The organism is Clavibacter sepedonicus (genome assembly GCF_000069225.1).
Taxonomy (GTDB): domain Bacteria; phylum Actinomycetota; class Actinomycetes; order Actinomycetales; family Microbacteriaceae; genus Clavibacter; species Clavibacter sepedonicus.
The window spans coordinates 2,394,053-2,417,877 of sequence record NC_010407.1; the positions used below are offsets into that span (position 1 = coordinate 2,394,053).

The following is a 23,825-nucleotide window of genomic DNA, read 5'->3' on the forward strand; positions in this document are numbered from 1 at the left end:
CGGAAGCGTCGCGCCCGCACCAGAGGAGAGCCCGCGTGACCAGCACCGTGACAGTGAAGAGCGAGACCGGTCGGAAGATCGAGTTCCTCGAGGCGGTCCGCGGCGTCGCGTCGTTCATCGTGGTGCTGCAGCACCTGATCGCCGCGGAGTACCCGGCGTTCGAGGACTTCAGCCGCCAGTGGATCGACGCGGGGCGCGTGGGCGTCGTCGCGTTCTTCCTCGTCAGCGGCTACGTGATCCCGCTCAGCCTCCAGCGCCAGGACACCCGCACCTTCCTCGTGCGTCGCCTCTACCGGCTCTTCCCGCTCTACTGGCTCGTGCTCGGCCTCATGATGCTGTGGGTCGCGACCACGGGCGACGGTGAGCTCGGCGGCCCGCTCGTGATCATGGCGAACGTGCTCATGGTGCAGGGCGCCGTGGGCATCTCCACGATCGTGCCGACGGCATGGACCCTCGGCATCGAGCTGATCTTCTACGGCCGGTCCCTCGTCGCGAAGCTCATCGGCCGCCTCGACCGGAGCGTCGTCATGGGCTACGTCTGGCTCGCGGGCTTCGTCGCCGCCGCGATCGCCGGCCGGGTGCTCGAGCGCGAGCTGCCCTGGACGCTGCCGCTGCTGCTCTACACGGCGTCGCTCGGGCACGTGATCCACCTGCGCGACCGCGACGGATCCACCGCCTGGCGCGGCCTGCTCGTCGCGGGCGTCGTGGGCGTGCCGCTGTTCACCTACCTCAACGGCGGGCAGGACGCCGCGTGGCCGCCCTTCGACTACGCCGTGTCGTTCCTGCTCGGGCTCGGCCTGTTCTTCGCGTTCTACGCGTCGCGCCGGGCAGCCCACTCGCGCGTGCTGATCTGGCTCGGCGCGATCTCCTACGCCGCGTACCTCCTGCACCCGCTGGCCTACCGCGTGGTTCGCGCCCTCGACGTGCCCGAGGGGATCGTGCGGGTCGCCGCCGCCATCGCCGTCACGCTCGTCGTCTCCTGGCTCGTGCACCGGTTCGTGGAGGTGCCGTTCATCGGCGTCGCCCGCCGCCTCACGAGCCGCTCGTCGGCCGCCAGGGCGCCGCGGAGCTGATCCTCGGAGCCGCGCTCCCCGGAGCGCGCTGACCGCGGGCGGCGCGCCGGCCGCGCACGAGCGGGCCCGCAGCCCCCTCGGATCCGCCGCACGACGATCATCGGGCCCCGGACGTGGTCCCCGATCCGGGCGACTCGCGCCGGGCGCCGGACCCGTCGGTGCGCGTCATCTCCGCTCGGGCCAGGTCGCCCTCCTTCCGCGCGGGGGTCCCGCGCGGGGGTCGTCCGCCCGCCGCACGGACGCCTTCGCCGCCGGGCGCACGACGACGGGCGCCCCTCCCGGAGGAGGAGCGCCCGTCGTGGCGTGCGGTGGGGCGGGCGGGTCAGCCGGCGGCCGGAGCCGGGGCGGCGCCGATGCCGAGCGGCGCGAGGACGTCCGACATGATCGGCGCCAGGTCCTGCGACTGGCGGGCCGTGAGGTGCGACGTGTCGCCGCGCACGGGGATCCCGTTCACGAACGCCGGGCACGTGCCCTGGCTGCAGAACCAGCCCTGCGTGTTGATGAACTGGACCGGCGCGCCGACCTCGGTCGCCGCGGCCTCCATGGTGCGGGCGTGGCTGATGAACGACGGCGACACCGTGGACTGGCAGTCGTTCGGCGAGCTCGTCGGCGTCTTGCACTCCACGAGGGCCGTGGCTGCCGGCGGGCGGGACAGGACGATCACGTTCGACGCGGCGGTCTTCAGCGAGTTCATCGTGGTGAGCGCACCGGCCTGCCACTCGCGGTCGGCGGCGCCACCCGTGGCCTTGCTCGACAGGTACGAGTTGTCCACGGCCTCGCTCATGAGCACGAGCGCCGGCTTGGTGGCGTTCATCTCGTTGAGCGCCCAGGTGCGGAAGTCCCCGCACTCCGTGTACTCGGATCCGTCGGTGTCGGTGCTCGTGACGGTGGACGCGGGGCAGCGGGCCATGGTGAGGATGCGCACCTTCCACTCGTCGCCGAGGCTGGCGCGCAGCATGGGCGCGTAGCTGATCGCGAGCGAGTCGCCGAAGATCACGGCGGTCTTGTCCGGGCCCGCCGAGGCGTTCCCGTAGACGCAGTGCTCGGTGTTCTTGATCGCGTCCTTCTCCTTGGCGAGGTCGGCGCCGAGGCAGCCCTCCTTCGCCCACTCGGGCGCGATGACGTCGCGGCCGAAGTCGCCGAACGCCTCGACGGCGGGATCGAGCGCCGGCCACTCGTCCGACGCGAGCGCCGCGGTGATCTGCTCGCCCCGGGTCGCGAGGGCGGTGCCGGTGGCCTCGACGGGAGCGGCGGTGCCGCCCGTGCTGGGCGTCCCGCTCCCGAGCTGGCTCTGGTCGCTGGGGTCGTCGCGGACGACGGCCACGGCGACGACGCCGACCACGGCGACCGCGACGACGGAGAGCGCCGCGACGGTCATCTTCAGCTGCATGCCCGCGGACCGGCGGCCGGCCTTCTTCGGGTCGAGCCAGCTGGAGCGGCGGATCGGGTCCTCGACGAGGTGGAACGACGCGATGGCGAGCACGAGGGTCGCGCCGATCGCGGCCGCGTAGTACATCGTGCGGTCGCGGATCAGCGAGTCCAGCAGGATGATCGCCGGGAAGTGCCAGAGGTACAGCGAGAACGAGAGCTTGCCGATGTAGGTGGTGACCGGGTTCGTGATCGGCACCATCGCCTTCGACACCCCGCCGATGCCCGAGGCGATGACGAGCGCGGTCGCGACGACCGGCAGCAGGCCGAAGGGCACCGGGAACGCGTTGTCGCCGGAGACGAGGAAGAAGGACGCGATGATGCCCGCGAGGCCGACGTAGCCGAGCACCGGGCGGATGGCTGCGGGCAGCGTGGCGATCCGCGCCGCGAAGATCGCGAGCAGCGCGCCGATGCCGAGCTCCCAGGCGCGGGAGAACGTGGAGAAATACGCGACCGTCGAGCGGGCCTGGGTCTCGTAGAAGCCCCACGCCAGCGACGCGACGATGAGGACGCCGACCGTGATGCCGATGGTCTGCGTGAAGAGGCGGGCGCGCTTGACGCGGTTCTTGGGGGTGCGGCGGCGGGCGAACGTGATGACCAGGAAGATCAACACGGGCCAGACGAGGTAGAACTGCTCCTCGACCGAGAGCGACCAGTAGTGGCGGAACGGCGAGACGGGGCCGTCGGACGCGAAGTAGTCGGTGCCGGCGCTGGCGAAGTGCCAGTTGGAGACGAAGAGGGCCGACCAGACGGCGTCCCACAGGCTGGCCTGCGCGCGCACCACGTTGAAGACGAGGAACGACACGGCCGTGGAGACCACGAGCACGAGGAGCGTGGCCGGCATGATGCGGCGGACGCGGCGCTTGTAGAAGTCGAGGAACGAGATCGTCTTGGTGCGCTCGTACTCCTTGAGCAGCAGGCCCGTGATGAGGAAGCCGCTGATGACGAAGAAGACGTCGACGCCCACGAAGCCGCCGGACGGCCAGTCGAAGAGGTGGTCGACGATGACGGCGACCACCGCGAGGGCGCGCAGGCCCTCGACGTCCGGCCTGAAGCCGCGGTTCACCGCGGGCGAATCCCCCTCAGCTGGTGGGTTCTTGTCGTCCGGCGCGGAGCGGAGCTCCGACGGATCCGGGAGCGCGGGCGTGCCCCGGCGAAATGTCTGCGAGCTCATGGCCCAGGTCCCTACTCACTCGTGTACCGCCGTGCAGCACTGCTGTCTGAGCGACCCTAACAGGGCGGTTCGGGCCCTACCACGCCCCGGACGGGGGCGTTCCGGGCTGCTGGCACCGCTCGAGAGCTGTGTGATGATAGACAGCCGAGGCTGTGGATATCCCACGTATGCGGACACTCCGCGCCTGTGTGCTTTTGGGGAAGGGTTCTAAGTTATGGCGCTCCGTGACTTCATTCGGATGCTGCGTAGGGGCGCGGTGCTGATCATCCTGACGCTCCTGGTCGGGGTGGGTGCCGCTGCGGCCTTCTCCCTGCTCCAGACCCCTGAGTACGAGGCGTCCACCAAGATGTACGTCGCCCAGAGCAGCTCCTCCAACGTGCAGGACCTGCAGCAGGGCAACAACTTCATCACGCAGGCGGTGAAGAGCTACGCGGACGTCGTCACGACCCGCGCCGTGCTCCAGCCCGTCATCGACCAGTACGGACTCGACGTCACGTCGCGCGAGCTGGCCGAGTCGGTCCGCGCCTCCGCGCCGCTCGACACCACGATCATCGACATCACGGTCAAGGACCAGTCCCGCCAGGACGCCGCAACCCTCGCGGACGCCATCGGCGAGAGCCTCAAGACGGTCGTCGGCACGCTCGTCCCGGAGACCATCGAGGGCACGCCGCAGGTGCAGATCACACAGCTCGAGCAGGCGGAGATCCCCGAGTCGCCGTCCTCGCCGAACCTGCCCGTCAACATCATCGTCGGCGCGCTCATCGGCCTCCTCATCGGCGTGGGCGTCAGCCTCCTCCGCGAGACGCTCGACAACCGCATCCGCGGGGAGCGCGACGTCGAGCTCGTCACGACGAAGCCCATCCTCGGCGGCATCGCGTACGACCCGAAGGCGACCGAGCGTCCGCTCATCGTCCAGGACGACCCGCGGAGCCCCCGCGCCGAGTCCTTCCGCAGCCTCCGCACGAACCTCCAGTTCCTGGAGTTCGGCGGCCGCTCGCGCAGCTTCGTCATCACCTCGTCCATCCAGGGCGAGGGCAAGTCGACGACCAGCTCGAACCTCGCGCTGGCGCTGGCCGACTCGGGCATCAAGGTCGTCCTCATCGACGCCGACCTCCGCCGTCCGCGTCTCGCGTCCTACATGGGCCTCGAGGGCGCCGTGGGCCTCACCGACATCCTCATCGGCCGCGCCGAGATCGAGGACGTCATCCAGCCCTGGGGCTCGGGCATGCTCTCGATCCTCCCCGCCGGCCAGATCCCGCCGAACCCGTCGGAGCTCCTCGGCTCGCAGGGCATGGCCCGCCTGCTGCAGGACCTCGAGGCGCGCTACGACGTCGTGCTCATCGACGCCCCGCCGCTGCTGCCCGTCACCGACGCGGCGATCCTGTCCAAGAACGCTGGCGGCGCCATCATCGTGGTCGCCGCGGGCCGCACGCACCGCACGCAGCTGAAGAGCGCCATCGCCAACCTCACCAACGTGGGCGCGGACGTGCTCGGCCTCGTCATCACCATGCTCCCCACCAAGGGCCCGGACGCGTACGGCTACGGCCACTACGGCTACGGGTACGGGTACGGGTACGGGTACGGGTACGGGTACACGGAGGACGAGGACGGTCAGAAGACCAAGGCGCCCATCGAGAAGATCAAGGCGTAGCTCCCCTCCATGTCGGAACTCCCCCCCACGAGCCGCAGGGCCGCACGCGCGGCCCTCGGCGACGCATCCTCCGAGGGCGTCGACGACGGCTCGTTCCGCGTCCTGTTCGTCTGCTCGGGCAACATCTGCCGCTCCGCCCTCGCCGAGCAGGTCCTCCGGGCCCGGGTGCGGGCGATCTTCGGCGACCACGCGGCCGAGGCCGACTCGGTCGTGCGCTTCTCCAGCGCCGGCACGATCGCGGCCGAGGGGCAGCGCATGCCCGAGCAGGCGGCGGAGCTCTCCGTGCGGTACGGCGGGGATCCGAGCGAGCACCAGGCGCGGTTCCTGACGCCCGGCATCATCCAGGGGGTCGACCTGGTGCTCACCATGGCGCGCGAGCACCGCAGCGCCGTCGTGCGCGCGGTGCCCCGCGCCAACCGCTTCACGTTCACGATCCGCGAGTTCGCGGCGCTGTTCGAGCACCTCGTCGAGGTGACGGGGGACGAGAAGCACATCGCGTGCGACGGCGACGTGCCGGAGCAGCTGCGGGCGCTCATCCCGCTCGTCGCGGCCCAGCGCGGCGTCACCCTGCCGCCCGCGCACGAGGACGACTACGACGTGGTCGACCCGTACCGCCGCTCGCAGGCCACGTATGACGCCTCGGGCGAGCAGGCCGGGGGCGCCATCGAGTCGATCCTCGAGTCGGTGCGCGCCGTGACCCGGACCGACGCGCCGCGCCTGCGGGGCTGACCCGACCAGACCACCACCGCCCACGCGAGCGCACGCCGCTCCATCAGACACCGCCGGCTCCCGATCGGGAGCCACCTGCCCCGGGGGACCAGTGGACACGCAACAGACACGACGCACGGACGAGGCCCAGGAGGGCTCGCGCTGGCGGGTCGTCTACGCCCGGCGCCTCGCGCTGAGCGACGCGATCGTCATCATCCTCACGACCTTCGGGGTGCAGTTCCTGTGGTTCGGGACGACGGCCGGCACGGTCGACCTCGGCGGCAACGCCCAGGGCGTCGCCGTCACCTACACGATGGTCTCCGTCGTGCTGATCCTCTCGTGGCTGTTCGTGCTCACCGTCTACAGCACGCGCGACTACCGCATCGTCGGCACCGGCACGCAGGAGTACAAGCAGGTCGCCGACGCGACGCTGCGGCTGTTCGGGATCATCGCCATCGTCGCCTTCCTCGTGAAGATCGACCTGGCGCGCGGCTACATCGTCACGGGCCTGCCGCTCGGCCTCGTGCTGCTGCTGCTGTCGCGGGCGCTCTGGCGCGTGTGGCTCTCGGCCCAGCGCCGGCGCGGCGAGTTCTCCTCGCTGATCCTCCTGGTCGGATCCCTGGAGAGCACCACCCACACCGCCACGACGCTCGCCCGCGCCCCCAAGGCCGGCTACCGCGTGGTCGGCGCGTGCCTCACGGGCGACGCGCGGCCGTCCCGCCTCCCGGGCCTCGACGTGCCCGTCGTCGGCAACGCGGACGACGTGCTCGGGGAGCTCGAGCGCCTCGGCGCCGACACGCTCGTGCTCACCTCGAGCGACGAGCTGCCGCCGGAGCGGATCCGCGAGCTCAGCTGGCGCCTCGAGCCCGGCCGCCACCACCTCGTCATGGCGCCCGGCCTCACCGACATCGGCGGCCCGCGCATCCACACGCGCCCGGTCGCCGGCCTCCCCCTCATCCACGTGGAGACGCCGCGCTTCGAGGGACGGAAGCTGCTCTCCAAGCGCCTGTTCGACATCGTCGTCTCCGGCATCACGCTCATCGTGCTGAGCCCCGTCTTCCTCATCCTTGCGATCCTCATCAAGGCCACGAGCAAGGGCGACGTCTTCTACAAGCAGGAGCGCATCGGCCTGAACGGCGAGCCGTTCCACATGCTCAAGTTCCGCTCGATGCGCATGAACGCCGACGCCGAGCTCTTCGCGCTGCTCGAGCAGCAGGGCACGGCCGACACCCCGCTGTTCAAGGTGACGGATGACCCGCGCATCACGAAGGTCGGCGGCGTGCTGCGCCGCTACTCGCTCGACGAGCTGCCGCAGTTCCTCAACGTGCTGCTGGGATCCATGAGCCTCATCGGCCCGCGCCCGCAGCGCGAGGGCGAGGTCGCGCTGTACGACAGCGCCGCGCGCCGCCGCCTGCTCATCAAGCCCGGCATGTCCGGCCTCTGGCAGGTCTCGGGACGCTCGTCACTCTCCTGGGAGGACGCCATCCGCCTCGACCTCTACTACGTGGAGAACTGGTCGCTCACGGGCGACATCATCATCCTGGCGCGCACGTTCAAGGCCGTCTTCGGCGCGGACGGGGCCGTCTGATGGGCGGCCTGCTGGTCCAGGAGTGGATCGAGAAGTCGGGCGGATCCGAGAAGGTGTTCGACGCGTTCGCGCACGCCTTCCCCGACGCCGACCTCTTCACGCTCTGGAACGACGACCCGGGCCGGTTCGGCGACCGCCCGGTGCGCGAGAGCTGGATCGCGCGCACGCCGCTGCGGAAGCGCAAGCCGCTGGCCCTGCCGTTCATGCCGCTCACGTGGAGCTCGCTCGACCTCGACGCGTACGAGTGGACCCTCGCGAGCTCGCACCTGTTCGCGCACCACCTCGGCCACGGGGACCACGGCACCCGCCGCCACGTCTACGTGCACAGCCCCGCGCGCTACCTCTGGACCCCGGACCTCGACCAGCGCGGCGCGAACCCGCTCGTCAAGGCGGCCGCTCCCCCGCTGCGCGCCCTCGACCGCCGGCGCGCGCAGGCCTCCCGCGCCGAGGTCGCCGCGAACAGCGCGTTCGTGCGCGACCGCATCCGCACGGCGTGGGACGTCGACGCGCGGGTCATCCACCCGCCCGTCGACGCGTCCGTCATCCGCGGCACCGCGTCGTGGGCGGATGCGCTCACCGGCGCCGACGCCGCCCTCGCCGCGTCGCTGCCCGACCAGTTCCTCCTCGGCGCCAGCCGGTTCGTGCCGTACAAGCGGCTCAACCTCGTGATCCGCGCGGGAGAGGCCGCGGGCGTGCCCGTCGTGCTCGCCGGATCCGGCCCCCTCGCCGAGGAGCTCCAGGCGCAGGCCGACGCGGCCACCGTGCCCGTGACGATCGTGCCGCGCCCGTCGGACGCGCTCCTCTACACGCTCTACCAGCGCGCGCTCGCGTACGTGTTCCCCGCGGTCGAGGACTTCGGGATCATGCCCGTCGAGGCCATGGCCGCCGGCGCCCGCGTGCTCGTCACCGACGTCGGCGGCGCGACCGAGAGCGTGGTCGACGGCGTGACCGGCGTGCACGTGCACGCGTGGGAGGGCGCCGAGCTCGCCGACGCCGTCGCCCGGGCCGCGGCCCTGGATCCCGCCGCGAGCGTCCGCCGCTCCCACGACTTCGACGCCGCCGTGTTCGAGCGGCACATCGCCTCCTGGGTCCGCCACGACGGCGCCCGCCTCGACGGGGCGGTCGCGTGATGCGCCGGCTCGTCGTCAACGAGGCCTACGCAGGGCAGCGGGTCACCGGCCAGCAGCGCTACGCGACGGAGATCGCCCGCGCCCTCGAGGGCAAGAAGGGCGTCACGCGCGCCACGCCGTCCGAGGGCGTCGCGTCGTCCGGCGCGCGCAGCTGGCTCTGGGTGCAGACGACCCTGCCGTGGATCACGCGCCAGGACGTGCTCCTGTCGCTCACGAGCCGCGCGCCGCTCGTGCACCGCCGCCACATCGTCGTCGTCCACGACCTCTTCGTGCTCACGAACCCCGAGTGGTACAGCCGCGAGTACGTCGTCACCCACGTGCCCCTGCTCAAGGCGAACCTGCGCGACGCGCGCGTGATCGTCACCGTGAGCGAGCCCGTCGCCGAGCAGGTGCGCGAGCTCGGCCTCTCCAGCGCGCCCGTCGTGGTCGCGCCCAACGCGCCGAGCCCCGTGTTCGGCGAGCCGCGCGGCGCCGAGGAGCGCGCCCGCGTGCTCGAGCGGTTCGGCGTGACCGACGGCGGGTACCTGCTCGCGGTCGGCAGCATGGATCCGCGCAAGAACCTCAAGCGCCTCACCGAGGCGTACCTCGAGCTGCCCGCCGAGACCCGCGCCGCCCATCCGCTCGTGCTCGTGGGCGCGAAGAGCGCCGTCTTCGGCGACGTCGACATGGCCGAGTCGGACGACATCAAGCTGGCCGGCTACGTGACCGACGACGAGCTCGCCGTGCTCTACGCGGCCTCGCGCGGCGTCGTGTTCCCGAGCCTCGCGGAGGGCTTCGGCCTGCCGCTCGTGGAGGCGATGGTCGCCGGCGCGCGCCTCGCTGTCTCCGACATCCCCGTCTTCCACTGGATCTGCGAGGACGACGCCGACTACTTCTCCCCCGCCGACACGTCCGCCATCACCGGGGCGCTCGCCCGGCTGGCGGCCGCCGACCCGCTCGAGGACGAGGACGCCGCGCGCATCCGCCGCGCCGTCACCTGCCGCTTCGACTGGCGCACCTCCGCGCAGACCGTCCACGACGCCTACCAGAGCATCGGGACGCGATGATCCGGCGGATCGGGCTGCTGCTCCCCACGGGAGCCGCAGGGCTCACGCGCGTGCTCCAGCTGGTGCTGCTCGTGGTCCTCACGCGGCTGTCGGAGGGGTCGGCCCAGAGCGCGCTCGTCACCGGGTTCGCGCTCCTCAGCTCGTTCGCGATCATCACCGACTCCGGCGCCGCCAACTTCCTGCTGTCGCTGCCGCGCGCGCGCCTCACCCGGAGCGTGCATGCGCGTGCGGTCGCCTTCCACGCGGGGCTCGGCTCGCTCGGCGCGGTGATCGCCGTGGTGCTCACCGTCGCGGCCGCCTCCTCGATCCCGGGCGAGGCCGTGCTGCTGCTCGCGGCGCTCGGCGTCAGCCAGGTGCTCGACTCGCTCACCCGCACGATCCGCGCGCCCCTGCTCGTCGGGCGCCGCGACGCGTCCTACGCGTTCCCCGACCTCGCGCTCGTGGTGCTGAAGGCCGTGCCGCTCGTCATCGCGGTGCTCGTGCCCGAGATCCTCGTGCTGCTCGCCTTCCCGGTCGTGTCGCTCGTCGTCACCGCGGGCACGTGGATCGCCGTCCGCCGCGGCCTCGCGACCACGAGCGACGAGCCCGTGCGCGTGTTCCCGCAGATCCTGGAGTTCGGCCTCTCGGGATCCCTCAGCGCGCTCTACTCGCAGGCGCCGCTCGTGCTCGGCACCGCCATCCTCGGGGTCGACGCCGTCACGCCGCTCGCGCTCGCCTACCGCGTGGTGCAGCCGCTCGAGGTGCTGCCGGCGACGCTCTCGCAGCAGCTGATCCCGCGGATCCGCGCCGCCGGTCGCCCCGCGCGCGCCTACTGGTGGCGGTTCGCGCTCGGCGGCCTCGTGCTGGCCGGGATCCTCGCGCTCCTCCGCGGCCCGGTCGAGCAGGTCTTCGGCGGCGACGCGTTCGACCAGGCGATCTTCCTCGTGATCCTGCTGTCGGTCGCCCCGAAGTTCGGCAACTACGCGCTCATGGCGTACGCGATGGGCTCCGACCTCGTCCGCGTGCGGCTCACCGCGACCATCGTCACGGGAGTCGTCGCCGTGGTCCTCACGCTCGCCGCCGCGCTCACGGCCGGCCCCGCCCTGCTCGCCGGCGTCACGCTCGTCGCGGAGCTCGTCCTGAGCGCCGCCATCGCCGCGCTCCTCATCCGCCACCGCACCAGCCCCGTCAGGAAGGAGGACGCATGAGGACCCTCATCGTCTCCGCCGACCGCACCCTCGCGTCCGGCCACCCGCAGAACCTCGGGGACGCCTTCCTCACCGACGCGCTCTCCGAGCGGCTCCGCCGGGCGGGCCACGAGACCGTGATCGCCGACTTCGGGCAGGCCGCGCGCCTCGACTCCACCGAGGAGCGCGCCCGGGTCTCCGGCGTCCGCGCGCTGGCCGACCTCGTCCGCCAGGTCGACGCGGTCGTCGTCGGCGGCGGCACGCTCCTCGCGGACGACCAGCCGGACCGCCCGTTCGCGGGCCTCCCCCGTCTCATGGCGGTGACCGGGCTCATCGCGCGCACCAGCCGCACGCCGCTCGCCGTGTTCGGCGTCGGCGCGGATCCCGTCACCCGCCGCCGCGCGCGCCTCGCCCTCCGCTCGGGTCTCGACGGTGCCCGCGTCTGGACCCGCGACCCCGACTCCGCCGGCCGTGCCGCCGGCTACTCGAAGCTCCCGATCGAGGTCGCCGCCGACGTCAGCCTCTTCGCCGCCCCCGAGCTCGCCGCCATGGCCGCGCCGGCCGCGCATCGCCGCGGCGCCGTGGTCGCGCTCAACGCGAAGCACTCCCCGCAGGCGACGCTCGCCGACGTCGCCGCGCTCGAGGAGCGCTTCGGCGAGGTCGTGTTCGTGTCGATGGACCAGGGCGACGACTCCGACGCCGGCGCCCTGCACCCCGAGGTGCGCGCCCGGCTCACGACCGAGCCCGGCGACCACGGCTGGCGCCGCGCGGCCGGGATCATGGCCGACCGCGAGGTCGTCATCGCCTCTCGCATGCACGCCATGTACCTCGGTACGATGCTGACGACGCCCGTGGTCGCCGTCGGTGGCGCCACCAAGGTCGGGGCGTTCACGACCGAGTTCGGCACGCGCACGGAGCCCGCGTTCGACCGGGCGGTCCGCACCGCCATCGCAGCCCCGGCCGACGCCGGTGCCGCATCCACCACCGCGGCGGCGCTCGTCGCCGCCACCGCCCGCCTGGACGCGGCTTTCGAGGAGATGACCACATGGGTCCGACGTACCGCCTAGCGACCCCGGCGGTCTTCGCGGCCGCCGTGGTGCTCACCGTCCTCGCCGCGCTCGGCGGCGTGGCCCTGCTCGGCAACGAGCTGTCCTACCCGTTCATGATCGCGGTGCTCGCGATCCTGCTCGTCGGCGTGCTCGTGAAGGAGACGGTCTCCAACGGGGATCCGATCACCCCGGGCGGCATCGTCGCCTTCACCGGCCTGCTCCTGTTCGTGCTGCGCCCGCTCACGGTCGCCAACAGCATGGAGACGAGCCCGGGCGCCATCGCCGACACGCGCTTCTTCTCCCCCACGCTGCAGCTCGCGGCCAGCTCCGCGCTCATCGAGGCGCTGATCTTCTTCTCGGCGTTCTTCGTCGTCTACTACTACTCGGTGGCCCGCGAGGCCCGGCGGATCGCCCGCAGCGGCGAGGACGCAGCGGCCCTCGAGCAGAACGCCATCGCCGGCGGCCCGGCCGTCGTCGACCCCGACACGCAGGTGCGCTAGCTGTACTCGGCCATGACGTTGGTGACACTTCGGGGCGTGTGAAGAGGCCTCCTGGCTTGATGGAGCTGTTCAGTTCAACCATCGCCAGGAGGCCTCGATGTCCCACGGTAATGCTCGTCTGACGGTTCACGGGAGGGTTCTCCTCGTGCGGCGGGTGGTGGAGGATCGTCGGCCGGTCGCGCACGTCGCGCGGGAGCTGGGGGTGTCGCGGCAGTGCGCGCATCGATGGGTGAACCGGTTCCGTGCCGAGGGGCTGCGAGGGCTGACGGATCGGTCATCGCGGCCCCGGTCAGTACCGAGGCGAACGAGCCCGGAGCGGGAACGGGCCGTGCTGGAAGCGCGGGCCCAGTTGCGGGCGGGTCCTGCGCGGCTGGCTCCGGTGACAGGTGTTCCATCCCGTACGATCTCCCGGATCCTGCGCCGGCACGGGGCGCCGCCGTTGGCATGGTTGGACCCCGTCACCGGGGCCGTGATCCGGGCATCCCGGTCAACGGCGCACCGGTATGAGCACGAGCATCCGGGTGATCTGATCCACGTGGACGTGAAGAAGCTCGGGAGGATCCCGGACGGAGGCGGCTGGCGGGTCCACGGGCGCAGCGAGCAGGTCCGCGGCCGCGGGATCGGGTTCGATTACGTCCATGCCGCGGTCGATGACCACACCCGTCTCGCCTACGCGGAGATCCATCCCGATGAGAAAGGCGCGACCGCGGCCGGGTTCCTGACCCGCGCAGCGGCGTACTTCGCCGGGCGCGGGATCACCCGGATCGAGCGGGTCATCACGGACAACGCGTTCGCCTACCGGCACTCGACCGTGTTCAAGAACGCCGTCCAGGACCTGGGCGCGCGGCAGAAGTTCATCCGCCCGCACTGCCCCTGGCAGAACGGCAAGGTCGAGCGCTTCAACCGGACCCTCGCGACCGAGTGGGCCTACCGGCAACCCTTCACCAGCAACCAACACCGGGCCGACGCGCTTGACCCCTTCATCGAGCACTACAACACTGAACGAATCCACTCAAGCCACGGGCTCACGCCCGCGGCCCGAGTGTCACCAACGTCATGACCCAGTACAGCTAGCAGCGCGTGTTCAACACGTCGGTGGCGCAGGCGCTCGTGGTCATCTCCTCGGTCGTGGCCCTCGGCCTCCTCGTGTACCTGGTGTTCTCCTCGGGCGGCATCCAGGCGTACACGACGGGCCTCGCCAACCGGAGCGACTTCCTCTCCGGCAAGTCGTTCATCGGCCTCTCCTACATCCCCGTGCAGATCGCGATCGTCTACAACGTGCTCGCGCGCCGCCAGAGGGGCCTCGAGGGCTGGAACTGGGTCAACCTGGTCGCCGTCCTCGTGCTCGTGGTCTGCGCCGGATCCGCCGGCGGCCGCGGCCCGCTCATCATCGGCGTGTTCCTGCCGTTCCTGATCCTCAAGCAGATCGGCCCGAAGCCGTTCCGCTTCCGCAGCATCGCCCTCATCGGCGGCGTCACGGCCGTGGTCGCGATGGTCTACTCGATCGTCATCCGCGAGTCCACCTTCGACAACGGCCGCTCGCTCGACCGCCTCACGCAGGACCCGATCGGCGTGCTCCTCGACCGCCTCACCAGCGGCATCGAGACGCGCCCGTTCGACGTGCTCATCCGCCTCAACGAGGTGGCGTCGCTGCCCGACTTCGTCTACCAGTGGGGCGCCACGTACGCCGCGGTCCCCGCCTGGTTCGTGCCCCGCGGGCTCTGGGAGGACAAGCCGTTCGGCGGTGGCAACACGTGGTTCACGTCCACCTACGTGCCCCGGTTCTACGGCGTCAACCGCGTCGAGACGAGCCTCTCGGCCATCGGCGAGGCGTTCTCGAACTTCGGCATCCTCGGGGTCGTCGCCGTCGGCGCGCTCCTCGGTCTCGTGGCCGGCCTCTTCATCCGCGCGCGCATGCGCCGCCGCGGGCTCCTCGGCGCGGCCATCGCGGTCGTCGTCACGCCGTACCTCTTCTCCCTCATCCGCGGCGACGCGTACCAGGGCATGTCGACGAGCATCGCGTCGCTCGTGATCCTCGTGGCCTTCTTCTGGATCTCCTCCACCCGCAAGCAGGTCACCGGCCCGGTCAGCGCGCCCGTGCCCCTGCCCGACGAGACCGCGCCGGCCGCCGTGCGCGAGCAGGCGCTCATCGGCGCCGGCGCCGCCGGGCTCGGTGCCGTCGGCGGATCCGCCTCCGTGCCGGCCGACGCCCGCCCCGCGATCGGCAACGGCCGCGCCTTCCCGGCCGGACGGCCGGCCGTGGACCGGATGTCCGACCGGTGACCGGCATCGACGACATCCTCCCCCCGGCCGACGGACCGGACGGCTCCGACGGATCACCCGACCGCCGCAGCCGCCGCGCGGGCCGCGACGGCCGCGACGGCCGAGCCGAACGCGACGCCTCCCGCACGCCTCGGCCGCTGTGGAAGCGCAAGCGCCTCTGGATCCCGGTCGGCGTCCTCGGCGTCGTCGTGATCGGCACCGCGGTCTCGGCCGCGCTGATCCTCCCCCGCGTCGACACCGTGCAGTCGGAGCTGCGCGACGCGCTCCCGCTCTCCGACCAGGTGCAGACGGCGCTCCTCGCGGGCGACATCGACACCGCGAAGGCCGGCGCCGCCGAGCTCCGCGACCACACCGCGAAGGCCGCGGAGGCCGCGGACGACGGCGTGCTCGGCGCGTACGAGTGGATCCCCTTCGTCGGCCCGAACCTGCACGCCGCGCGCGTGCTGGCCGCGACCAGCGACCGGCTCGCCACCGACGTCGTGACGCCCGCCACCGAGGTCTCCCTCTCCGCCTTCACGCCCGTGCTCGGCCGCATCGACCTCGACGGGATCCGCTCCCTCGGCCAGACCGTGCAGACCGCGAGCGACGGCCTGGCCGGCGCCCGCGCCGAGCTCGAGACCATCGACCGCGACAGCCTCTGGGCACAGGTGGCCGACGACGTCGACCTCATGGACGACACGCTCACGAGCACCGAGGAGACCGCGGGCACCTTCCGCGAGGTCACCGGCGTCCTGCCCGACCTCCTCGGCGCCGACGGCGCCCGCAACTACCTGCTGATGTTCCAGAACAACGCGGAGGTGCGCTCCACCGGCGGCAACCCGGCCGCGCTCGTGCTGCTGACCGTCGAGGACGGCACCGTGCGGATCGCGAAGCAGGCGTCGAGCAACGACTTCCCGCGGAACGTGCGGCAGGGCGACGTGCCCGACGAGACCGTGCGCCTCATCGAGCCGCGCTCGGACCGGTTCGAGCAGAACATCACGATGTTCCCCGACTTCCCCACATCGGGCGCCCTCGCCAAGTCGTACTGGGAGGCCAACATCGGCGACCGGGTCGACGGCGTGCTGTCGTTCGACCCCATCGCGCTGAGCTACCTGCTGGAGGCGACCGGCCCCATCACGCTCGCCACGGGCGACGAGCTGAACGCCGAGAACGCGGTGCCCACGCTCCTCGGCGCGGTCTACAGCCAGTACCCCGACTACCTGGCGCAGGACCGCTACTTCGCGAGCGCGGCCAGCACGATCTTCGCGAAGCTCGTCACCGACACCCCGCCCGTCGTCCCGCTGGTCACGGCGATCGACCGGGCCATCGACGAGAAGCGCCTCCTGCTGTGGAGCACGGTGCCGGAGGAGCAGACGCTCATCGAGGGCGGGCCGCTGAGCGGCGCGCTGCCGGACGACAACTCGGACGCGACCGCGATCGGCCTGTACTTCAACGACATCGGATCCGGATCCAAGATGAGCTACTACCTGCGCTCCGGATCCCGCGTCCAGGCGGAGACCTGCGGCGACACCACCACGTACACGGTGTCCGTCGACATGACGAGCATCGCCCCGGCGGACGCGGCCACGAGCCTGCCGCGTTACGTCACGGGCCTCGACGGCACGGCCAAGGGCCGCCAGTTCGACGACCTCCTCGTCTACGGCCCCGTCGGATCCACCGTCACGGGCTGGAAGACGGACGCCGACCTGACCACAGAGGAGGCCCGCGGCACCGACATGGGACGCGGCATGATCCGCATCCGCACCGAGCTCGCGCCGCAGGACACGAAGACGGTCGACGTCACGTTCACGATGCCGGCGTCCGACGCCCAGGGCCCGCTCGAGGTGCGGCACACGCCGCTCGTGCGTCCGCTCGAGTCCGAGATCACGCAGGTCCCCTGCTCGACGGGCGGCTGATCCGCCGCCCGCGCCACGGCACCGCGCCGCCCGCCCCGGATGGGGGCTTCGCGACCGTCACGCGTCCCCATAGGCTCGACGAGCCGCCGGGGGACGCACCCGCCCCCGCACGCCCGCACGCCGCCCCCGCGGATCCATCAGGCCGAGAGCACACGTTGACACCCAGCACCACCACCCCGCCCCGCCGGGCACACCGCGTCCGTCGATGGATCGTGCGCACCCTCCTGGCGCTCCTCGTGCTCCTCCTCGCCTGGCTCCTGGCCGGCATCCCGCTCTTCGTCTTCCCGCCGGCGAGCCAGCCGGACAAGGCCGACGTGATTTACGTCATCGGCCCGCCCAACCCCACGCGCCGCGACCTCGCGGCGAAGCTGGTGGACGAGGGCTACTCCGACACGGTCGTCTTCTCCGTCCCGCCCACGGGCCCGCAGTCGGCCGCCGAGCTCGCGGCCTGCCAGGGCGAGTTCCCCTACCCCGTCACGTGCGACACCCCGTCGCCGTTCACGACGCAGGGCGAGGCGCGATACCTCAAGGAGAAGTCCGAGGAGAACGGCTGGAAGAGCGCCATCGTCATCACCTGGACCCCGCACGTCACGCGCACGCAGCTGATCTTCTCGCGCTGCTTCACGGGCGACCTCATGGTGGTCGAGGACCCGGTGGACTTCAGCCTCCGCCAGTGGGTCTCCCAGTACACGTACCAGACCGGCGCCTTCGTCAAGGCGCTCGTCACGCCCGGCTGCTGACGCCCGTTCCCGACCCGATCGTCGTCGCGCGGACAGGCGATCAGCCGCACGGGGTTGAATGGTCGTCATGACCACCGCGATCGGCCCGACGACCGGCGACGACATCCACCTGATCTCCCTTAACGTGCGCATGCCCTGGCACGGCACCCGGGAGGGCGAGGCCGACCACTGGCCCGAGCGCCAGGAGGTGCTCACGCGCTTCCTGCAGCAGGAGCGGCCCACGGTGCTCGGCGTGCAGGAGGCGCTGTGGCCGCAGATCCAGGCGATCGAGAAGGCGCTGCCGCCGTCGTACCGCATGGTCGGGCAGGGCCGCGAGGGCGGCAGCCACGGCGAGCACGGCGCGATCTTCTACCAGGCGTCCCGTCTCACCCTCCTCGAGCACGACGTGATGTGGCTGTCCGACACCCCCGACGTGATCGGCAGCATGACGTGGGGCAACCCCATGCCGCGGATCCTCACCTGGGCCCGCTTCCAGGACGAGGCCACCGGCCACCCGCTCGTGGTGCTCGACACGCACCTCGACCACGACGTCGCCGAGGCACGCGACCGCGCCGCCGAGGCCATCGCCGAGCTCGTGCGCACGCGCTTCGCCGGGCTGCCGCTCGTGCTCATGGGCGACTTCAACGCGCCCGTCGACTCGTTCCCCTACGACGCCCTCACCCGCCGGGCCGGGCTCCGCGACTCCTGGCTCGACACGGCGCGCCAGGCGACGCCCGCGTTCGGCACGTTCCCCGACTACCGGCCGCCGGTCGTCGGCGCCCCCCGCATCGACTGGATCCTCGTGAGCGAGCGCGTGGACGTGCGCGCCGCCGCGGTCAACGACTTCACCTGGCGCGGCCGCATGATGAGCGACCACCTTCCGGTGCAGGCGCTCGTGCGCCTGAGCTGACGACGCCGGGCTGACGCGGCGGGTCGAGCTGACGCCGCCGGGCTGACGCGGCCGATGGGCTGACGCCGGCCGTCACGCGTCCGTCGCCGCCCCGCGCGCCTCGTAGCCTGGGGGGATGACCACCGCACCGAAGGTATTCGCCATCCACGAGAACTCCGAGTGGTTCGGGCCGTTCGCCGCCGCCCTCGACGCGCGCGGCGTCCCGTACGAGGAGTGGCTCCTCACCGACGGCGTGCTCGAGATCGACGAGGCACCGCCCGAGGGGATCTTCTGGTCGCGGATCAGCGCGTCGGCCCACACGCGCGACCACGCGCTCTCCAAGGACTACACGCGCGCCCTCATGTCGTGGCTGGAGGCGCACGGCCGCCGGACGGTCAACGGCCGCCGGACCATCGAGATCGAGGTGAGCAAGGTCGACCAGCTGACGGCGCTCCGCGCGGCGGGCATCGAGGTGCCGCGCACGCGCGCCGTGGTCGGCAGCCACCGCATCGTCGAGGCGGCGCGCGGACTGCCGACGCCCTTCATCACGAAGCACAACCAGGGCGGCAAGGGCCTCGGCGTCCGCAGGTTCGACAGCGTCGAGGAGCTTGCCGCCTACGTCGACGGGCCGGACTTCGAGGAGCCGCAGGACGGGATCACGCTGCTGCAGGAGTACCTGGAGGCGGCGACGCCGCGGGTGACGCGCGTGGAGATCGTCGGCGGGCGGTTCGTCTACGCGATCCAGGCCGACACCGCGCGCGGCGGCTACCAGCTCTGCCCGGCGGACGCCTGCGCGATCGACCCGGCGACCGGCGCGCTCGTGATGCCGCCCGGCGCCACCATCGCGCAGCAGCCGGGCGACACGATCTTCTCGCTGCGGGAGGACATCACCACGGAGCACCCGCTGGTGGAGCGGTACGTCGCGTTCCTCGCGGGGCTCGGGATCGAGGTGGCCGGCATCGAGTTCATCGAGACCGCGGACGGCCGGCTCGTGACGTACGACGTGAACACCAACACGAACTACAACGCCGGCGTCGAGGCGGTCGCGCCGGCATCGGGTCCGGGCGCGGTGGCGGAGCTGCTGGAGCGCGTGCTGCGGGAGGCCTACCCGGAGGAATAATCGGTCGAGGTGTCCATGCGCTCTCCGCGCGCCAACATCGGTGTCGAGAGACGCGAAACTAAGCACGCGCGGTTGACTCAGCGCCGCAGCCGCACAAATGCCCCGCGGGTCAGTGGATGCGACATATGCGCCTGCGTGCAGCAGCCGGCTGCCGCATGTGCTCTGCGAACCCACACGCGACCATCGGATTCCCTCGGATCGAAGGACGATCAAGAGATACGGGTCGGAGCCCGCCTGAAGCTAGACAAAGCGGCGATCAGAATCGCAAGTAGCGCCATTGAAGCGACTAGGGCACCGACTAGTGTGCCAGCTGCCGGGTTGCCCGACAATGCCACGGCATTCGCGCCCAGCGCGAGACCGGCAGCAACGCCCCACTGTTGTGAGGCGGTAAGGATACCGGCGGAAGCGCCGTGTTCCCCCTTTGAGAGGTTCCGGGAGCCCGCAACCGTTGCGACAACACCGCACAAGACGAGGCCAAACCCGGTGAGACTCGTACCCACGAGCACCTGAATGACTGTCGCCGTAGAGGCGCTTGGTCGCATGCACAGAATCAACAACCCGAACAGCATGGCGCTGAATCCAACACACACAGTGAACTTCACACCAACGCGCCTAACGAGCGCCGGCGCCGCATAGGCACCAGCCGCAGCCGCCAGGGCATCCGGAAGCAACGCCACGCCGGTGCCGAGCTCGGACCAGCCCAAGACGTTCTGCATGTAGAGAGAAGAGAAGTAGACCATCGACCCGCCCGCCGCCGGGGCCACGAAGCTCAGCAACATGCCGATCTTTACGTCCCGCCGCCTCAATAGCCCTCGAGGAGCAAGAGGATTTCGGCTCCGCTGCTGCTGGAAGATCAGCAGGACACCGCTCGCCGCGGCAAGAACTGCCGCCCAGATGGCGACACGGGCATCTCCCAACGCGTCAGCGGTCATTCCGAAAGCGGAGGCGATCGATACTCCAGTCAGAGCGAAGAGGCTCGCGCCCAGCACATCGACCTGCCGCGCACCCGAGGTCACCTGCGGCAAAGCGAAGAGCGAAGATGCCAACAAGATGCAGGCTGTGACCGCACAGGACACGAACACGCTCCGCCACCCGAAGAGCTGGGTGAACACCCCGCCCGAGATGACACCACCAGCGAATCCCACCGACGCTGCTGCTCCCCAAAGAGCTAACCAGCGGTCACGAGCCGGACCGTCGCCGAGGCTCGTTAGGAGCGTGAGCGCTGCAGGAGTCAGAAACGCCGCGGATGCACCCTGGAGCACCCGTATGGCGATGAGCGACCATATGTCTGGCGTCATCGCCGCCACGCCGCTCGTAACGGAGAAGCAGAGAAGCCCTCCTATGACGACGGATCTAGCGCCCAACCTCTCCGCCGCACACCCTCCCAAGAACAAGAGCGACGCGAAGCCGATCGCGTAAGCCGACAGCACCCACTGCGTCACCGGTGCCGCGGTGCCGAAGTCGTCCTGCAAGTCCGGCACCGCGACGTTGACTATCGAGAACTCGACCGCGACAAGGAACTGGATCGCACACAAGAGCCATGGCGCCGATCGCGAAGCCCTCGATGCCCGCAATATCATCGAACGCCGTCCGAGAAGAGTGGTAGATGTGCGAGTGCCACGACGTCATCCCGATGGTCGCCCTCGGTAGCGACCGCAAGCACCTGTGAGACGGTCGCGTTGGCGGAACATGCCAGCGCCCGCATGGCCCCGAGGGTCGCGCCACTGCTTATCACCTCATCGACGATCGCCACTCTCTTGCCGGCTAGCAACACCTGGTCCTCATCATCAACCAGGAGCACTTGGTCACCATCGGTCCCTATCGAGCGCACAAACTGCCGCAACGGGTGCTCCATGTTGGGCCGCCATTTCTTGCGAGCAAGTACATACGGGAGACCGAGTCGGCGGGCGATGACATGGCCCAGCAGAATGCCGCCACTCTCGCCCACGAGCAGAACTTCGACATCCGACCGCATCTCGCCCGCAAGTATCGACGCGCAATGCTCAGTGAGCTCGACGTCGCCATACAGTTTCAGATATGCCACACGAATCCCGCTGGGAAGCGGAACCGCTGGCAGCGTCCTTGAAACACCCGCGAAATCCACGTCCACGCCGCTCACCGGCCCACCCTTTCCCCGTCCGCCGCTCCCGCCGCTTCCAGCAATGGCAGGAACCGGTCCGCACGCGCCACCCGATCCGGAAATACGGAGCTTCCTAGGACAAACGAGTCGGCACCCGCGTCGACGAGTTTGCCGATGGTGATCGAACTGACTGCCCCATCGACTTCGACTGATTCCACTGAAGACTTTCCGCGGAACTCTGCCGCCATACGAACAGTATCAAGAGCCTCGCGCCTGAACGGGCGGCCCGCGCCGCCGGGCGTCACGGCCATCACCACTAACCTCTGAGGGCGGACAATGTCGATAAGCCAGTCCCTCGGGGATTCCGATGCGTCGAGCACGAGCCCGACCTCCGTACCGCCGACCGTAGCGGCGCGTAGAACTTCGAGCGCCTCGGGAGTCACATGACGCTGATGTACAAGGATCGCTTGAGCGCCACGATCCACGAGCTTTGGGACCAGCAAAGAGGGCTCGGCGACCATGACGTGGACGTCGACCGGCATTCGCAGGTCATCGCTGAGGTCCCGGATGCTCTCGGGAGCCATGCCGAGATTACCGAAAGACGGGTCAATGATGTCTATGTGCAGTCGACTGACGCCGAGCGATCTGATCGCGGTCAATTCTCTCCAGAGATGCGTCTGGTTGATGCAGACGACGGAGACGGAAAATGTCAATTGCGTTTCGCTCACGAGACTGCTTCCTCGTTCGCATCAATTCTGGACCGCCTTCGGAGCACCGCGCAGAGCTCAGGCCCCAACCAATCGGCGAACGCGAAGGTCTGCACACCCCTCACACGCGGCGCGCCGCAGGTATCCCATGCAACGAGCCCGGCGAGGTGACCTGCTGCGACCATGGCGCGTATGCGAGACATGCCGAGGGGAGTAAGCCGGAGATGTGCCGCCACCGCGGTGACACGAGAAGCGCCGAGCGTGCGTACGGCGGAAACCGCCTGGTCGAGAGTTCCTGCACTGCAGACCAGGTCGTCGATGATGATCACTTCACGGCCCTTGAGCGCACCTGCCTGCTCCGTGAGGCTGAGAGCCACATCCGTCGCACCCTTCCGCTGCTTGTCAGCACGCGCATGCTGGAGACCAAGGCGTGCAGCGATGTTGCGCACTAGATCCGCCGCCCCATGGTCGGGGGCGACGAGCACCGGATCAGCAATCTGCATCGACTCGATGCACCATACGAAGAAATTCGTCGCGTAGAGCTGCTCGATCGCCAGTGGCTTGTAGGCCTCGCTTACCAGAGCCACGGACCCCGATTGCGCTGCAATGACGCAGTCCGCCCCCGCAGCGCCTATTAAGTCGGCTAGGAGCTGTGTCGTCGACACGCGTCCCCCGATTGCCGCCGCTCGCTCCTCACGGGAGTACGCCAGGTGCGGTGCGAACACAGTGATCCGAGCCACTCCAGCAACGCGGTACATGCGTATCGAAGCGAGGAGCGCGAAGACCGCGTCATTCAATGCCACAGGATCCGTGGACAACGACTGCAGCAGCAGCACATCTTCGACCAGGGTGCCTTGCGGTAACGCGACGCAAATCTCGCCGTCCGGGAATACCTCATCGATGGATCGGTGCACGGTGACAGGGGCGTTCATCGAGGCCACTATCTTCTCCAGGGCGGTGGGATGATCTCTTTCGAATGCCGCGCATGAAGCTACAATCACTTCCCACCCCCGCTCTGAAAAGCGAACTGTTCCACTTCGAGCCCGATCGCCTCGCGGAGGTCGTCGCCCTCATAGGAATGCCGCGCGATACCGGAGAGCTCCGGTATGGCATTCATGGCTATGGTCCTGCGGAACTTGATGAATAGGGGGATGTCGGAGGCTCCATCACCGACCACCACCACCTCTTCCGAGGCGACGCCCAAATCCAATCGGATAGCGTCGACAGCACCTGGCTTGTCGCCTGGCCCCATGATCTTCAGCCCATACTGAGAAGCGCGAACATAGTCGAATGACGCGAACAGGGTGGCGAACTCCAGCGGAGCCATCGTCACCAGGCATGTGACGATGTCCATCGATACCAGGTCGGACAGCACCCGTGTCATCGAGCCGATGCGAGGAGCACGTGCGGCTGCTTCGCGACAGGCCTCCTCGAAGCGGTCACCCCAGAGAGCGAGCGCAGAGACGGAAAATTGGAGGCTGTCCAGCAGGCCCGCGTCATATTGACTCTCGAGCGACCGAATCTCAGCCAGCACATCTGCGACTACTGAAATCTCACGCGCGGCGGTCGTGCCCGGCATGAGCGTTCCGTCGAGGTCGAACACTACGAGTCGTGTGATC

21 protein-coding genes are annotated in these 23,825 nt (G+C 70.2%); 15 read left to right on the forward strand and 6 right to left on the reverse strand.

The genetic code is table 11. The features are described 5' to 3' along the window. Positions 1-35 precede the first annotated feature (35 nt). Positions 36-1,073: an acyltransferase family protein gene (locus CMS_RS11160; protein WP_041464640.1), complete on the forward strand. Its 1,038-nt coding sequence runs from the start codon at positions 36-38 to the stop codon at positions 1,071-1,073. 322 nt (positions 1,074-1,395) lie between these two features. Here CMS_RS11160 and CMS_RS11165 read toward each other — a convergent pair whose 3' ends face one another. Then, complete coding sequence (locus tag CMS_RS11165; RefSeq protein WP_012299553.1) at positions 1,396-3,675, reverse strand: acyltransferase family protein; 2,280 nt, start codon at positions 3,673-3,675, stop codon at positions 1,396-1,398. Between the two features lie 214 nt (positions 3,676-3,889). Between CMS_RS11165 and CMS_RS11170 the strand changes: the two genes are divergently transcribed. The 14 genes from CMS_RS11170 to CMS_RS11235 all read left to right on the forward strand — a co-directional run bounded on the left by CMS_RS11170 (position 3,890) and on the right by CMS_RS11235 (position 19,419). After that, positions 3,890-5,326: a polysaccharide biosynthesis tyrosine autokinase gene (locus CMS_RS11170; protein WP_041464641.1), complete on the forward strand. Its 1,437-nt coding sequence runs from the start codon at positions 3,890-3,892 to the stop codon at positions 5,324-5,326. A 9-nt stretch (positions 5,327-5,335) separates the two neighbouring features. Continuing rightward, positions 5,336-6,055: an arsenate reductase/protein-tyrosine-phosphatase family protein gene (locus tag CMS_RS11175; protein WP_012299555.1), complete on the forward strand. Its 720-nt coding sequence runs from the start codon at positions 5,336-5,338 to the stop codon at positions 6,053-6,055. Between the two features lie 91 nt (positions 6,056-6,146). Beyond that, positions 6,147-7,622: a sugar transferase gene (locus tag CMS_RS11180; RefSeq protein ID WP_041464642.1), complete on the forward strand. Its 1,476-nt coding sequence runs from the start codon at positions 6,147-6,149 to the stop codon at positions 7,620-7,622. After that, positions 7,622-8,752 carry a glycosyltransferase gene (locus tag CMS_RS11185; protein ID WP_012299557.1) on the forward strand — a complete coding sequence of 377 codons (1,131 nt, stop codon included), beginning with the start codon at positions 7,622-7,624 and terminating at the stop codon, positions 8,750-8,752. The genes CMS_RS11180 and CMS_RS11185 overlap by 1 nt, the downstream gene beginning before the upstream one ends. Further along, the gene (locus CMS_RS11190; protein ID WP_223842641.1) at positions 8,752-9,798 is read left to right on the forward strand and encodes a glycosyltransferase family 4 protein; all 1,047 of its coding nucleotides are present in this window, start codon (positions 8,752-8,754) and stop codon (positions 9,796-9,798) included. Before CMS_RS11185 ends, CMS_RS11190 begins: the two co-directional genes overlap by 1 nt. Further along, complete coding sequence (locus CMS_RS11195; RefSeq protein WP_012299559.1) at positions 9,795-10,985, forward strand: polysaccharide biosynthesis protein; 1,191 nt, start codon at positions 9,795-9,797, stop codon at positions 10,983-10,985. Before CMS_RS11190 ends, CMS_RS11195 begins: the two co-directional genes overlap by 4 nt. After that, positions 10,982-12,031, forward strand: coding sequence for a polysaccharide pyruvyl transferase family protein (locus CMS_RS11200; protein ID WP_012299560.1), 1,050 nt, complete (start codon positions 10,982-10,984; stop codon positions 12,029-12,031). The genes CMS_RS11195 and CMS_RS11200 overlap by 4 nt, the downstream gene beginning before the upstream one ends. Next, on the forward strand, positions 12,010-12,513 hold the full coding sequence (locus CMS_RS11205; RefSeq protein ID WP_041464643.1) for a hypothetical protein: 504 nt from the start codon (positions 12,010-12,012) through the stop codon (positions 12,511-12,513). The genes CMS_RS11200 and CMS_RS11205 overlap by 22 nt, the downstream gene beginning before the upstream one ends. A gap of 97 nt (positions 12,514-12,610) precedes the next feature. After that, complete coding sequence (locus CMS_RS11210) at positions 12,611-13,573, forward strand: IS481-like element IS1121 family transposase (RefSeq protein ID WP_012297689.1); 963 nt, start codon at positions 12,611-12,613, stop codon at positions 13,571-13,573. Between the two features lie 20 nt (positions 13,574-13,593). Next, positions 13,594-14,796 carry an O-antigen polymerase gene (locus CMS_RS11215; protein ID WP_223842642.1) on the forward strand — a complete coding sequence of 401 codons (1,203 nt, stop codon included), beginning with the start codon at positions 13,594-13,596 and terminating at the stop codon, positions 14,794-14,796. Continuing rightward, on the forward strand, positions 14,793-16,691 hold the full coding sequence (locus CMS_RS11220) for a DUF4012 domain-containing protein (RefSeq protein ID WP_012299561.1): 1,899 nt from the start codon (positions 14,793-14,795) through the stop codon (positions 16,689-16,691). Before CMS_RS11215 ends, CMS_RS11220 begins: the two co-directional genes overlap by 4 nt. A gap of 212 nt (positions 16,692-16,903) precedes the next feature. Next, entirely contained in the window at positions 16,904-17,431 is a 528-nt protein-coding gene (locus CMS_RS11225) for a YdcF family protein (RefSeq protein WP_223842643.1), read from the forward strand. A 67-nt stretch (positions 17,432-17,498) separates the two neighbouring features. Then, the gene (locus tag CMS_RS11230) at positions 17,499-18,320 is read left to right on the forward strand and encodes an endonuclease/exonuclease/phosphatase family protein (RefSeq protein ID WP_012299563.1); all 822 of its coding nucleotides are present in this window, start codon (positions 17,499-17,501) and stop codon (positions 18,318-18,320) included. 115 nt (positions 18,321-18,435) lie between these two features. Next, positions 18,436-19,419 (forward strand): ATP-grasp domain-containing protein, encoded by a 984-nt coding sequence (locus CMS_RS11235; protein ID WP_012299564.1) that lies wholly within the window; start codon positions 18,436-18,438, stop codon positions 19,417-19,419. Between the two features lie 209 nt (positions 19,420-19,628). On the opposite strand, the gene CMS_RS11240 is transcribed toward CMS_RS11235, so the two are convergent. The 5 genes from CMS_RS11240 to CMS_RS16240 are packed head-to-tail and all read right to left on the reverse strand — an operon-like array spanning position 19,629 to position 23,809. Next, positions 19,629-20,954 (reverse strand): MFS transporter, encoded by a 1,326-nt coding sequence (locus tag CMS_RS11240; protein WP_041464645.1) that lies wholly within the window; start codon positions 20,952-20,954, stop codon positions 19,629-19,631. Between the two features lie 41 nt (positions 20,955-20,995). Next, on the reverse strand, positions 20,996-21,538 hold the full coding sequence (locus CMS_RS11245) for a phosphoribosyltransferase family protein (RefSeq protein ID WP_012299566.1): 543 nt from the start codon (positions 21,536-21,538) through the stop codon (positions 20,996-20,998). Then, complete coding sequence (locus tag CMS_RS11250; RefSeq protein WP_012299567.1) at positions 21,535-22,227, reverse strand: ribulose-phosphate 3-epimerase; 693 nt, start codon at positions 22,225-22,227, stop codon at positions 21,535-21,537. The genes CMS_RS11245 and CMS_RS11250 overlap by 4 nt, the downstream gene beginning before the upstream one ends. Further along, positions 22,224-23,207: a ribose-phosphate diphosphokinase gene (gene prs / locus CMS_RS11255; RefSeq protein ID WP_012299568.1), complete on the reverse strand. Its 984-nt coding sequence runs from the start codon at positions 23,205-23,207 to the stop codon at positions 22,224-22,226. Before prs ends, CMS_RS11250 begins: the two co-directional genes overlap by 4 nt. Continuing rightward, positions 23,204-23,809 (reverse strand): haloacid dehalogenase-like hydrolase, encoded by a 606-nt coding sequence (locus tag CMS_RS16240; RefSeq protein ID WP_049791928.1) that lies wholly within the window; start codon positions 23,807-23,809, stop codon positions 23,204-23,206. Before CMS_RS16240 ends, prs begins: the two co-directional genes overlap by 4 nt. Positions 23,810-23,825 lie beyond the last annotated feature (16 nt).